Source organism: Sporolactobacillus sp. KGMB 08714 (genome assembly GCF_036598985.1).
In the GTDB taxonomy this organism is placed as follows: domain Bacteria; phylum Bacillota; class Bacilli; order Bacillales; family Sporolactobacillaceae; genus Sporolactobacillus.
On sequence record NZ_JAUUBW010000025.1, the window covers coordinates 24,676 to 38,146 of the forward strand.

Consider the following 13,471-nt stretch of genomic DNA (forward strand, 5'->3'; position numbering starts at 1 on the left):
AGGAGGACTCCATTATGATCCAAAATCGGCTGTCGAAAATCAAGCCTTATACGCGGGCTATATTAAAAGGGCATCTCTGTTCGAGCGGTGTGCCGTACGAAATGATGGACCGCCCGATTATTGCCGTTGCGAACTCCTGGAATGAAATTGTGCCGGGACATGTTCATCTGAGGCAGCTGGCGGAACATGTTAAAAAAGGCGTCATTGAGGCAGGCGGCTATCCGCTTGAATTTAATACCATTGCGGTTTGCGACGGCATTGCCCAGGGACATGACGGCATGAAATATTCTCTTCCCAGTCGCGATGTGATTGCCGACAGCGTTGAAACGATGATCCGTGCGCACGAGATTTTTGACGGAATGGTCATGCTCAGTTCCTGTGACAAGATTGTTCCCGGCATGCTCATGAGTGCGGCCCGCCTGAATCTTCCGAGTCTTGTTGTCCTCGGCGGGGTCATGCCCAATTCTATTAAACCCAAGGAGTCAAAGGCAGCCCGGCAGGAGTTCCTTGCCGGAAAGCTGGACGAAAAAGGACTGGTTTCCGTTACCCGCAAGTATTACCCGTGCGCCGGTGTCTGCCCGTTTCTTGGAACCGCCAACACGATGCAGGGACTGTCGGAAGCGCTGGGAATGGCTCTTCCTGGTACATCATGGATGAGAGCGCTCTCCGACGAACAGCTGGCCGCCGCCGAGACGGCGGGGCGCCAGATTGTCGATCTTGTGAAGAAAAACATCCGGGCAAGAGACATTATGACGAGAAAAGCTTTTGAAAATGCCATCTCCGTTTTGCTGGCCATGGGCGGATCTTTGAATGCATGTCTTCATCTCCCGGCAATCGCCGGCGAGGAAGGACTGGACCTGCCTCTGGATACATTCGACAGAATCAGCCGGAAAGTCCCCTTTATCGCTGCAGTGACGCCGAACAATAATAACTTTACGACCAATGATCTGCAGCGTGCCGGCGGAATCCCGGCATTGATGAAAGAACTGGCTCCCCTCCTTCAGTTGGACAGCCTGACAGTCACCGGCCGGCCGGCAGCGGAGAATATTGCCGGAACCAGAGTGCTGGACCGTGAAATCATCCATCCGCTCGATCATCCGCTCGAATCGGAAGGAGGCATCGCGGTTTTAAAAGGCAACCTCGCCGAACAAGGGGCTTTGGTCAAACAATCCGCTATCCCCGATGAACTGATGACTTTTTCAGGGCGGGCTTTAGTATTTAATTCGGAAGAGCAGTTTCAGGAAGCGTATACAGCCGGAAAAATTGCCGAGAATCAAGTCGTTGTGATCCGTTATGAGGGGCCCAAAGGAGGGCCCGGCATGCGCGAATTGCACCGCTGTACGGAAATTCTTGCCAGATATAAAAAGATTGCACTCATTACAGACGGACGCTTTTCGGGTGCTTCGGCCGGACTGTCGATTGGCTATATGAGCCCCGAAGCAGCCGAAGGAGGGACGCTGGCGCTGGTCCAGGACGGAGACCGGATTGATATCGATGTGTCCAAACGTTCCATTTCACTAAAAGTGACCGCAGACGAATTATCGCACAGAAAAGAAAAACTGGCTCAATTGACAAAAAAGGCAAGCAAATTTCTTAAACTTTACGCTTCCAGTACCGCATCGGCTGCTCGCGGTGCCGTACGGACGATCTGATCGGAGAGGGTGGAAACATGCTTAAAAAATATGAAGTGCTGAAAAAATTACATCAGGGCCGGATCGTCGCTGTCGTCAGGGGCAGCGGCGCAGACGATGCTGTCGGTATATCCGGGGCATGTATCGAAGGCGGGATAAACAGCATCGAGGTCGCTTTTACAACGCCGAATTGTCTGCAGGCATTTCAGACATTAGCCGAAGGAAAAAGCGGCGCACTGATCGGCGCCGGCACGGTTTTAGATGCTGAGACTGCAAGATTATCCATTTTATACGGTGCATCATTCGTAGTCAGCCCTAATTTTTCAAAAGATATCAGTGAAATCTGCAATCTTTATTCAGTCCCCTATCTTCCGGGCTGTTTCACTGTGACGGAAATGACTGAAGCGCTGAAGTCAGGTGCCGATGTCGTCAAAGTCTTTCCCGGGAGTACAGCCGGATCAGGATTTATTAAAAGTATCCGGGGCCCTCTGCCCAATCTCAACCTTATGCCGACAGGCGGCATTAATCTGGAAAATATCAATGATTGGCTGGATCAAGGCAGCTTTGCGGTCGGCGTAGGCAGCGTGCTGACAAAAGGATCTAGAAAGGGCGACTATCGCCGGGTTAAGGAAAATGCGCAGCGGTTCGTTTCAAAAGTAAACGCATACCTCAGCTGAGGAAGTATTTTCAAAGCCGGCTTTATTCGGCAGCCGCGCAGATCGGGAGTTTTGCAAGCTGAAACATTCAAGCAGGCTGCACACGAATAAGCGAAAACCCGCAACGGTTTATCTTTTCGAAAAAAATAATAAATGGGAAAGTGATGGTTGCCGTGAACAGCGTATACTTAATTTCAATCACTATATTGGCAATTGCTCTGGTCATTGTCGGCGTTACCTGGTTCAAATGGCATGCTTTTATCAGTCTGTCGGTGGCAAGTCTGTTATTAGGCATAGCCGCCGGATTGCCGATAACTAAAATCGCTGCGGATTATGAAACGGGCGTAGGCGGGATTCTCGGCTCCCTCCTCGGCATTCTCGCCCTGGGAACGATCCTTGGCAAAATGATGTCGGAATCAGGAGCAGGCGTTCAGATTTCTCAATTTTTTACCCATGCATTCGGTGAACGCAATCTGCCGTGGGCGACCTTCTTTGCCGGCCTAATTATCAGTATTCCTGTGTTCTTTGAAGTTGGATTGGTCATACTGCTTCCCTTGGTTATTGCGATTCAGAAAACGACGAAGAAGAATCTGCTGCTCATTGCAATTCCGATGGTTGCCGCTCTCTCAATTTCACACGGCATCGTTCCTCCGCATCCCGGGGCAATGGCAGCAATCGGTATCTTCCACGCCGATGTCGGCCAGGTCCTGGTCTACTCATTGCTTGTCGCTCTGCCGGCTGGCATCATCGGCGGTCCTCTGTTCGCTTACTACATAAGTAAGCGCGTACAGCCCGAATCGGAGCCGAAGGTTGTAGCGGCCAATGTTTCGGCCGAAACTTACCCATCAACAGGCGTCTCCTTCTTTACGATCCTCCTGCCGATCATCTTAATGATCGGAACAGTTATTGTTCCTTTCATCTCAATGCCTGCATGGCTGGCAAATCTGCTGAACTTCCTCGGCAACCCGCTGATTGCTCTGTTGATCTCTGTATTTGTCGCTTATTATCTATTAGGGATCAGGCAAGGGATGAGCAGAAAATTGATCAGCACGTTAACCGGCGATTCGCTGGGGCCGTTAGCCTCGATTATGATGATCATCGGTGCCGGCGGAGCGTTCAAACAGATTTTAATTTCTTCCGGGGTCGGGAATGCCATTGCCCAATTGGCGACCAGCTGGCAATTATCCCCGCTTGTCATGGCATTCGTCGTCGCCGGTCTGATTCGAATAGCCACAGGCTCTGCTACCGTGGCGCTGACGACGGCGGCCGGTATCGTCGATCCGATCGTCCAGCACATGACGGGCGTCAACCTTCCGCTCCTGGTAATCGCTACAGGAGCCGGCTCGCTGATGTTCTCTCATGTGAATGACGCCGGTTTCTGGCTCGTCAAAGAGTACTTAGGACTGTCAATCAAACAGACATTCAAGACATGGACCGTACTTGAAACACTGCTGTCCTTTGCCGCCTTTGCTATCGTCATGGTCGTCAGCGCTTTTGTCTGACCGGCTTTTAAGAGCCTAATAGAAAAGCTGCTCCGTCCGCCGGTTCATTCGAATTCACTGTAAAAAAGATACTTTAAAGATAAACCATTCCCATACCGATTGATTTTATCGACCGTGATGCAAGGTTTTTAGTGCACGCAAGACAGCCTGCTGCCCGGACCCATTGACAAATGAGCCGGTCATGATGGCCTGCAAGAGCTGCTTCTTCGAACTGTGTGCAAATGTTTTAAGAGTTAGCCATGTGCAAGGTTTTTCGGAAATCGCCGCAAAAACCTTGCACCATTTTTTTGTAAAATAATCCCGTTCAAAAAAACTGCCCTATGCGCAACTCTCAGCGCGGATTTATCGGTCGGCAGCGGAGCTTTATCGGTCATCATTGCAGTTTTATCGATCACTATTGCTCGTTTATCGGTCAGTGCTGAAGTTTTATCAGTCATTATCGCTAGTTTATCGGTCGGTGCTGAGGTTTTATCGGTCATCGGCGCTGGTTTTTCGACCGGCGCGGCAATCTACCGACACCGAACAGAATTTATGAACCCGTTGCAGAGATCGGCGCTCGGCAGGATTTATCAGCAGCGCACAGAGCCGCATCTATAAACCATCACGATCAGTCGGCCTGTCAGAAGTGATAGAGGAATACGATGCATGCAACGAACTCCGCCTCCGAATCGGGATGGATATTTTACAGGTCCGTAAAAATTATCAGCCATTTAAAAAAATGATTCCCCCGGATTGGCAGAATCATTCTTATCAGAATCATTTTATTTATTCTTTTTGCCGCGTTTTTGTTCATCCGTTCTTTCTTCTATAAGGAATTACCTTGGAACGGTTTTTCAGGAACCGATGTGAAACGGACCCGATCAGTTCCGCCGTCCTCCTGATTTTTTCCGGAAAGCTCATCATTGGCACCGGATCCAGTATAACCTGGATGTGATGTTTTTTCGCCAGTCCTGCCGCATGGATGATTGCGCCGATCTCGACATTCAGCAGCAGCAACATCATGTCGCAGCGGGCGATCCGCTTTTCTGCAGCATCGATGTCTTTTACCTCCACTTTTCCGTTTGTCCCGTGTACTTGGACAATCCGAATTCCCTGCCCGGTCAGCAGACTGGTCGCCAGTGCATGAGCAGGCAGGGGATCTGGCCCGGAAAGGAGGACATTTCCGGCAACTTCCGACCTATGTCCGCTCTGAACGATGGCATCCGGAACCCGATCCAGGCAGCCGATGACGGCGATTGCCGGTTTCTTTTTCCGTGCTCGTCCTCTCATTGTCAGACAGGATTCGAGACGATCAGATCCAGTGTTCCGGTCAGTGACAATGTTTCCGCCGATGATGGCACAATCAGATGATCGCCTTTTTTCAACGAATAATGTTCGTCTCCGATCAGGAGCGAACCTTCCCCGTTCAGCACGCTCATCAGGAGAAACGGCCAGTTCTTCCGAATTGGGCCGGCATGGCCGCGTATTTCCCAGTGGGATACGGTAAAATAATTTTCTCGCAGCAGTTCCGTGAATTTGGCCTCTGCCTCCTGGCGCACGCGGTAAGTCAGTTCCGGATCGACATGCGGACAATTGGCCACTTCAATCGACTGCTCAATATGCAGCTCGCGCCGCTTGCCGTCTTTTCCCGGCCGATCGTAATCATAGACGCGGTACGTCGTATCCGAACTCTGCTGGGTTTCGAGAATCAGGCAGCCGCTGCAGATCGCATGAATCGTTCCGCTCGGTACATAGAAGAAGTCGCCCGGTTTGACTTTTACGCGGCGCAGCAGACTGTTCCATTTTTTCTCGTCTACGGCTTTCCTGAACGCCTCGCGCGACGGGGCTGTGTGTCCGTATACGATTTCCGAATTCTCATCGCAGTCGATAATGTACCAGCATTCCGTCTTGCCGAACGGGACATGCTCCTTCGCCCGGGCATAGGCGTCGTTCGGATGGACCTGTACGGACAGGTCGGCTTTGGCGTCAAGAATCTTCGTCAGCAGCGGAAAAGCATCTCCCTGGTAATTATCAAAAAGTTCCCTGTGGGCGGCCCAGGCTTCAGCCAGAGTTTTTCCTGCCAGCTTACCGTTTTTAATCACTGCAGGGCCGTTCGGATGTGCCGATATGCCCCAGCATTCTCCTGTCGTCTCGCTTGGAATCTGATATCCGAACTGATCCCGCAGCCGGGTACCGCCCCAGATTTTCTCATGAAGCGCCGGCTGCAGAAAAAGCGGTGTTTTGTCCATAACATTTCCTTCTCCCGTTGTATCTCAAAAATTTCTTTTTCTATTATAACATTCTTGCATGTGAGCAGGCGGCCGTGTTTGTGACAGGAAAAAGTAAGAAAGTCCGGTAAAGCTGCTAAAAATAGCGGTTTACGGTTTATGCATATAACAGCTCTCTAAAAATCCCCCGAATTCAATTTATAAAAGTTCGATCGATTTGCTAAAAACGGCCTGTTAAAATACACTAATATCAATTGCTCATATCAATGTCCGAGAGGCTAAAAGACAAATTCACTCTTTGAAAGGATGACGACGATGACGCTTCCCGATAAACCGGTTTGCGATGCGGCTGTTCAAGGAAAAATAAGCGAATTTTTCGATTATTTGCATACACATGCCGAAATCAGCATGAAAGAAACGAAAACAACGGAATGGATTAAGAAACGGCTCGACGCGCTCGGATGCCGTACTCAGACCTTTTCCGACTGCCCGGGCGTGATCGGTGAAATCGGCTCCGGAAAACCTGTTGTTGCGATCCGGGCAGACATGGATGCCCTCTGGCAGGAAGTCGGCGGAACGTTCCGGGCAAACCATTCCTGCGGCCATGACGCCCACATGAGCATCGTATTAGGAGTCGTCATGCTTCTGAAAAAATACCGGCCGACATCGGGCGGAACGATCCGTTTCGTTTTTCAGCCCGGCGAGGAGACCGGCGAAGGCGCCCGGGCCATGATTGCCCGCGGTGTCATGAGCGACGCCGATTATCTATTCGGGGTCCATCTCCGCCCGAACGAAGAGATTGCCGACGGGCGGGCGGAACCGGCAATTCTTCACGGTGCCTGCAAAACGATCAGCGCAGTGATTGAAGGCGAGGACGCCCATGCCGCGCGGCCGCATCTTGGCAAAAACGCGATCGAGGCCGCCTCGGCAATCATCGAGGGGCTGGGGCACATCCATATGAATCCCATGATCCCGAGTACAGTTAAAATGACAACGCTCCACTCCGGAACAGCGTCGAATATTATCCCCGGCCACGCGGAATTTACGCTGGATGTGCGAGCGCAGACAAACGAAGCAATGGCCGGACTGACCGAACAGGTGCGGCGTGTCATCCGCTCCGTTGCCGATGCCTTTTTAGTCCGGATTAAAATCAGTACCTCGCCCGGATGCATCAGCGCGCTCTATCATCCGGAAGCTATCGGCATTATGTCCGGCGCGATCACGGATATTCTGGGCAAAGGCCGGCTTGAACAGCCGCACCGTTCAAGCGGCGGAGATGATTTCCATCAGTATGCGTTCAACCTTCCGAATCTGAAAACGACGATGCTGGGTCTCGGATGCGGACTGAAACCCGGCCTTCACCATCCGCAGATGACGTTCAACCGGGAGGCGATGTTCTCCGGGAGCTCTATTCTCACGGCGGCCGCGCTGCGCACTTTAGAAAAGAACGGAAACATCGATCACTGCTTTCCGGCGGATTAAAAATGCCGAAAGTCAAGAGACGGAGCCGGCTGCAACTATTGAGCGTTTTAAGATTCATAGATTTTTCCAGCAAATATATACTGAAGAACACATCGAGTGTCCCCTCATATCCAAGAGCTTGGATCCGCCGTCCATCGGAAGGCAATGGTTAACAGCGCGCTTTACCGGCTTAGATGGGTGGGATGAATAATCATCAAAAGGCAAATGGTCCGGTCCGTATCCGGGCAGGGACCTGCTTCTATTTTTTCAGCAGCTCGCCGTTCGTGTAAGGTATTCAGTTCACTATTTAATTGATCAGCCATTAAAAAGGTTAAAAACTGTATGTTAATGGGTATTGTTTCAGTTTACTGCTAAACTCACCAGCAATGTACTTGCAAAAAGACCGATCCAAAATTCCCGAGCCGATGATTAACCATGGCCTATGAACTAAAACAGCCGGGCCACTGCGGTGAAAAATCGATGTCCGGCCGACGAGGCGTCCGCCCAGCTTACATCGTCCCATGAAACCAAAAATCCGGCCGCCTGAGATTGAAGGGCAGCCGGATTTCTCAATGCATTTATTCACGCCCGGGCAACCCGGCTCTCCGTGAACGCCTGTCTTGCCAGAATGAGCGCACCCGTAATGCCCGCGTTATCCCCCAGAGCCGGCGGTACCACATATTCGTCCAGATGTTCTTTCAATTCAGGAAGATCAAGATAACCGCCGAGAAGTTCCTGAAGCCTGATGCGGATCATCGGGAACAGCAGTTTCTGTTTCATCACTCCGCCGCCCATGACAATCCGTTCCGGTGAAAGAATCAGAATGTACTGCATCAGTGCCTGTGCCAGGTATTCCGCTTCTAATTTCCAGACTCTCAGATCATTTTTCAATTCGGACGCAGGTTTCCCCCATCTCGCTTCGAGAGCGGGGCCGGAAGCGAGCCCTTCCAGGCAGTCGCCGTGATAAGGACAGATGCCTTCAAACTTATCTTCCGGAGACCTGCGCAGCAGCACGTGGCCCATTTCCGGATGGGACAGGCCCTGCAGCAATTGATGATTGGTGACCAGTCCGGCTCCGATACCGGTGCCCACCGTGATGTAAAGGCAGCCGTCCAGCCCCTTGGCCGCTCCCCGATATAATTCACCGAGTGCCGCTCCGTTTACATCGGTACTGAAACCGACCGGAACATGCAGCGCCTCTTTCACGGTTCGGACAAGCGGGTAATCGGTCCATGCCAGCTTCGGCGTCGACATAATGCAGCCGTAGGTCGCGCTTTCTTTATTCAGGTCAATCGGCCCGAAAGATCCGATCCCCAAAGATTCGATTTTAAAATTCCGGAAAAACTGAATCACTTTAGGTATCGTCGCATCCGGATCTTCCGTCGCGACCCTTTCCCGCGCATAAATTTTTCCGTCCTCATCGCCAATCGCACAAACAAATTTTGTGCCGCCGGCCTCAATTCCCCCAAAATACATGATCATCGCATCCAATCTAATAGAATCTTTGTAAGCGCTGTCTAACTTTCATTATAACAAAATATTGGAAACAGGGTAACGACAATTTTGATAATTTATGTTATTTTTCGTATGGAAATCATGAGTCAAAACATTTATTTTCATACTTTTCATAATTTAACAATTTAAAGCAAAAACAGTTTCATAGGATTCCTGATCGGCCAAAATCGGCCCGGCCGCCGACGTCCGTGTTCTTTCTATTTTCCGACCACAATCCGGTTTTGATCGCTTTTTTGATGAAACAATGAAAAAACAAGCCCGTAAATGCCCATGCCTGAAAAAGCGAGTGCGGCAAGGATGAGAAAAGTCCAGGAATAGCCGAGCCAGACCGTCATCGGAATCGCCAGCGGAGCAATGGTCCGGCCCAGCGAAAACCGCAGGGCCGAAGCCGCAAAATACTGGGCGCGCAGTTCCTCAGGAGCAAGTCTGGCAACAAAACTGTCCTGTACGCCGACTGTCATCAGCTCAGCCCATGAAAACAGTACGATCGCAAGCAGCAGCAGCCAGGCGTTTACTGTCGAACCGATCAGGATGATCGCCGCCCCATAGCAGAAAGAGGAACCCATGAACACGCTGCTTTCCCTGAATTTCGTCATCCATTTCGTGACGATGACGGTAAAAAGTGCCACACACAGCCCGTTCGTCGATACCATCAGGCTGAAAAGGCCTTTCCCGTCGACGCTGAGCACCCAGTCCCCGATCGTGATCAATGTCTGCTTCGGAACATTGCCGGTTGTGTAGACGGCGATGACCAGATCCAGCTGCATAAAGGTCTGGGCAACCAGAATGCCGGCCAGTATGTAAAGCAGGAACACGCGGTCCTTGAAAATCACTCGATAATCGCCCAACTGATTCTTGAGATACTCTGTCCAGTGCCCGGAATGCTGCAGCTGAGCCGTGCTTCCTCCGGAAACAGGCGCCGTCTCATGAATCCACCGTTTAAGTACATAGACGAGAGCCGCACTGACAGCGGTACAAACCGAAAGAAAGGCGAACCGGTCGTTAAAAAAGAAAATACCGCCCAGTAACGGACCGATGACGACCGCCACATTGATCGATGTATAAAAAATCGCAAATACATGGGCACGATATTTCTCGGGCACAACATCGGCAATCATCGCATGACTGGCCGGCCAGTAAAGCTGGCCGAACAGACCGAGCAGAGAAAAACTGATAAACGTGATCAGCGGCGAAACGATCCAGGGCGAGTTCGCCGCCGCAAAAAAAGCAAAACAGACCGCCTGCCCGACCGCCGAGAAAACCATCATCTTCTTTCTCCCGAAATGATCGGCGCAGTAACCGCCGAACAAGCCGATAACCGTACCGAAAACCTGCGAAAGAACGAGCAGCAGCCCCGCCGTTCCCTGTCCGAAAGTGGCCGAAAAATAGATCGCCATAAAAGGAAAATACATCCAGTATAAGATATTGAAAATGCCTTCTCCAATCAGACGGACTTTCAGATTAATGTCCCAGTCTTTCCATTTCATAAAAATTCACCCGCCCTTTTTTCCGTGAATCATCATCGGGCACATCCGAGAGCACAAAAAAAATCTGCAGTGAACACGGCAACAGCATGCCCACTACAGATTTTGCTTACAGTCCGTAATTGCATAGCCGCAACTGCCCCATGATGATTGGCTGTCGAAACGAAAAAGCGCACCCTTCATGCGTTTATTTCGTTATTCGTAAAAAACCCCATCATAAGCAGCTACGACCATTTTATAAAACCTCATTTTCTTCGGTTAAATGAAAATCACTTTTCCGGTTTCCATTATATCCCGCTTTTCAACATTTGGCAATGAGCCTTGCGAGAGGGGAGGGCTCCACGTTTTGAGCGGCCCTGCTTTCCCCTGCTCTCCGCCCTGTTCCTACCTGAGCACTTCCTGCAGAATCGGATCGTCATGCAGGATTTGATGCGCTAGTTTCCGGTACTCCGGCACGTGCAGATACGTATAGCGCATCGGTTTGATCTCAGGCGCCTTGTCGATCGCCCTGTCAAAATCGGACAGAGTCATCCCGAGTGTCTTTGCATAATTGAAAAATCCGGTACCCTTCAGCACTTTCGTTATTCGTTCATAACGATGATTCTGGACTTTGCTCATGAGGTAGGAAGCGACGCCGACCTGCACGCCGTGCAGCTGCGGGCGGGCGGAACAGATGTCGAGCGCATGCGAAATCAGGTGTTCGCTCCCGCTTGTCGGCGCGCTGTTTCCGGCAATCTCCATCGAAATGCCGGCCATCGTCAGTGAATCGACCAGTTCCTTCAGAAACAGATCGTCCCTGATCGTACCGAAATCTGTCCGGACAAAACTGTTGACTGCCTTCTTTGACAGCATCAGCGCACAATCGTCCACTCTCGTCTTTCCGCTCTTCTCCTCAAAGATCCAGTCTTCGGCCGCGGTGATCTTTGAAACGAGATCGCCGACGCCTGAATAGATGAAACACTCCGGTGCACTTTTGATCACATCGATATCAATAATAATGCCGTAGGGCATCTTCGCGTGCACAGAAATGCGCCGTCCGTGAATGGTCAGCGATGTGTTCGAACTCGAAAAACCGTCGTTCGACGTCGAAGTCGGAACACTGATGAACGGCCATTTGCGCAGCAAAGCCGTATATTTCGCGGCATCAAGCGCCTTCCCGCCGCCGATGCCGATCACCGCTTCCGTCTGAAACGGGAGCTGAAAGGCCCGATCAACGACGCCGTCGATATCAATATCCGTGATCTCTGTCGTCATCAAAACCTCGATGCCGTTTTTTTCAAGAGAGGCGAACACTTTATCCCCGAGAAGATCAGTCAGACCCTGCCCGAAAAAAATCACGGCCTTTTTAAAACGGTGCCGCTTCAGCAGCCCGCCGATGCGGGCCATGTTTCCTTTTTTCACATCCAGAAGGGTCGGTACGACGATCTGATGATTAGCGGCTTCCATTGTTCAGAACCTCCTCATGATCCAGTAAATAGTCCTCAACATCCTTAAAGCTGCGGATCGGCACATACGGATGATGCCCGGCATCGAGCAGACCCTGCAGTTTTCCTTTAGCAAACGCCGTATCGGCCAGTTCGGCCGCCTGCAGATCCGGTCTGCTGTCTCCCGCAAAATAAACAGTATCGTAATCCCTGATTAAATCACGGGCCAGCTTCGCTTTATCGATACCGTACATCTCCGAGTAGTAACGTCCGTTCGGGTCAACCTTCAGCTGAATGCCCCGGTTTGCGTAGATCCCCGGATTAGAATAAATCTTGACGCCGTGGACGCCATAATGACTGAAAATCCGCTTTATATAATAATCCGTTCCCGCACTGATTACGACAAAGTCGCCGCCCGCCCTTTGAACGTGTTCAATGACCTTCTTTGCGTCCGGATCGAACGGAATTTTCAGGATGTCTTCCTCGATTCCGGCCTGATCCCGATTGATCGCTCCGAATAAACGGGTCAGAAAATTAAGATCTGTCGTCACTTTACTGTCCCAATCCGCGTAAAGTTGCTCGCTGTCCTTTTGAAAATATTGATCAATAATGACATGAAAAAAATCTTTGCCCGTGAGGGTCCCGTCAAAGTCCGAAAGAAAAAGGAAAGCTTTTGTCATACAATAATTCTCCCTTTATCATTTCTGTTGTATCACAGATTCAGTATAACAGAATGCTCCGTGTCCGACGGCTGCTGCAAACGCAACCAATATGTCAAAGTTCTGAAACAAATGAGATCCGCTTTTTTAGGCCGGGTCCCCTCTTCGGCCGCCGCATTTTATCGCCAAACGGAGCGGCATTCAAAGATTATGCTAATATGCGGGAGAAACACCCAAATCGGCCGATTTCAGATTTCCTTCCGGCCAAATCCGGCACTCTATCGGCCGTTTCCTGCTCCCTTCCGGCCGATTCCGGCATTCTATCGGCCGTTTCCTGCTCCCTTCCGGCCGAATCCGGCATTCTATCGGCCAAATTCTACTCCCTTCCGGCCAAATCCGGCACTCTATCGGCCGTTTCCTGCTCCCTTCCGGCCAAATCCGGCATTCTATCGGCCGTTTCCTGCTCCCTTCCGGCCAAATCCGGCGCTCCTGGAGAAGCGGTTCAAGCCATACCGTTCAGACACGGGCGCTTCCTCGGCTTATCATTTTTAGAAATTGTGTTCCAGATGAATGAAAGAAAACCTTATCTTTGAAAGATCGGCCGTGGCCGTTATGACATCCTTAGTATGAATTTAAAAAACTTTTTTACACGCCGGGCGAACGGAAAATCCGCCTGCTTCCCGGCTGTTTCCGCTCCGCTGTTCCAAGCAGTCCTCATGGTCGCCTAACCGGATGTTCAACCTTCATAATCAGCATCGGCTACATCGAATGCCCTCAGGCAATTGAAGATACTTGTATCTGCTCCCATACCGGCCCGGTCCTCCAAACGGATCTTTGCTGCCCGCTTTCCCTCCCGCCGAGAACCGGCCTGGATGAGGCGGCACTAAGCCGTCCTGCGGGTTTTCTTTACCTGAAAAAATTCTTCTCAATAC

Annotated in this window: 11 protein-coding genes; 4 read left to right on the forward strand and 7 right to left on the reverse strand. The window is 50.9% G+C overall.

Annotation, left to right across the window (positions count from 1 at the left end):
- Positions 1-14: 14 nt before the first annotated feature.
- The 3 genes from ilvD to Q6A92_RS12290 all read left to right on the forward strand — a co-directional run bounded on the left by ilvD (position 15) and on the right by Q6A92_RS12290 (position 3,789).
- Complete coding sequence (gene ilvD / locus Q6A92_RS12280) at positions 15-1,652, forward strand: dihydroxy-acid dehydratase (RefSeq protein WP_274398423.1); 1,638 nt, start codon at positions 15-17, stop codon at positions 1,650-1,652.
- 17 nt (positions 1,653-1,669) lie between these two features.
- Positions 1,670-2,308, forward strand: a complete 639-nt coding sequence (locus Q6A92_RS12285; protein ID WP_332238295.1) for a bifunctional 2-keto-4-hydroxyglutarate aldolase/2-keto-3-deoxy-6-phosphogluconate aldolase — start codon at positions 1,670-1,672, stop codon at positions 2,306-2,308.
- Positions 2,309-2,451: 143 nt separating this feature from the next.
- Positions 2,452-3,789, forward strand: coding sequence for a GntT/GntP/DsdX family permease (locus tag Q6A92_RS12290; RefSeq protein WP_332238296.1), 1,338 nt, complete (start codon positions 2,452-2,454; stop codon positions 3,787-3,789).
- A 233-nt stretch (positions 3,790-4,022) separates the two neighbouring features.
- Here the strand turns inward: Q6A92_RS12290 and Q6A92_RS12295 are convergent, their stop codons facing one another.
- The 3 genes from Q6A92_RS12295 to manA form a co-directional block, all read right to left on the reverse strand.
- Positions 4,023-4,268 (reverse strand): hypothetical protein, encoded by a 246-nt coding sequence (locus Q6A92_RS12295; RefSeq protein WP_332238297.1) that lies wholly within the window; start codon positions 4,266-4,268, stop codon positions 4,023-4,025.
- Positions 4,269-4,578: 310 nt separating this feature from the next.
- Positions 4,579-5,058: a hypothetical protein gene (locus Q6A92_RS12300; RefSeq protein WP_332238298.1), complete on the reverse strand. Its 480-nt coding sequence runs from the start codon at positions 5,056-5,058 to the stop codon at positions 4,579-4,581.
- A gap of 2 nt (positions 5,059-5,060) precedes the next feature.
- A complete protein-coding gene (gene manA, locus Q6A92_RS12305; protein ID WP_332238299.1) occupies positions 5,061-6,017 on the reverse strand; it encodes a mannose-6-phosphate isomerase, class I in 957 nt (318 codons plus the stop codon).
- 285 nt (positions 6,018-6,302) lie between these two features.
- On the opposite strand from manA, the gene Q6A92_RS12310 reads away from it, so the two are divergent.
- Positions 6,303-7,478, forward strand: coding sequence for a M20 peptidase aminoacylase family protein (locus tag Q6A92_RS12310; protein WP_443029729.1), 1,176 nt, complete (start codon positions 6,303-6,305; stop codon positions 7,476-7,478).
- 561 nt (positions 7,479-8,039) lie between these two features.
- On the opposite strand, the gene Q6A92_RS12315 is transcribed toward Q6A92_RS12310, so the two are convergent.
- From Q6A92_RS12315 to Q6A92_RS12330, 4 genes are all read right to left on the reverse strand, one after another.
- Positions 8,040-8,933, reverse strand: a complete 894-nt coding sequence (locus Q6A92_RS12315) for an ROK family protein (protein WP_332238301.1) — start codon at positions 8,931-8,933, stop codon at positions 8,040-8,042.
- A gap of 236 nt (positions 8,934-9,169) precedes the next feature.
- Positions 9,170-10,459 carry an MDR family MFS transporter gene (locus tag Q6A92_RS12320; RefSeq protein ID WP_274398410.1) on the reverse strand — a complete coding sequence of 430 codons (1,290 nt, stop codon included), beginning with the start codon at positions 10,457-10,459 and terminating at the stop codon, positions 9,170-9,172.
- Between the two features lie 381 nt (positions 10,460-10,840).
- On the reverse strand, positions 10,841-11,902 hold the full coding sequence (locus Q6A92_RS12325) for an iron-containing alcohol dehydrogenase family protein (RefSeq protein WP_274398408.1): 1,062 nt from the start codon (positions 11,900-11,902) through the stop codon (positions 10,841-10,843).
- Entirely contained in the window at positions 11,889-12,560 is a 672-nt protein-coding gene (locus tag Q6A92_RS12330; RefSeq protein WP_274398406.1) for an MtnX-like HAD-IB family phosphatase, read from the reverse strand. Before Q6A92_RS12330 ends, Q6A92_RS12325 begins: the two co-directional genes overlap by 14 nt.
- Positions 12,561-13,471: the final 911 nt, after the last annotated feature.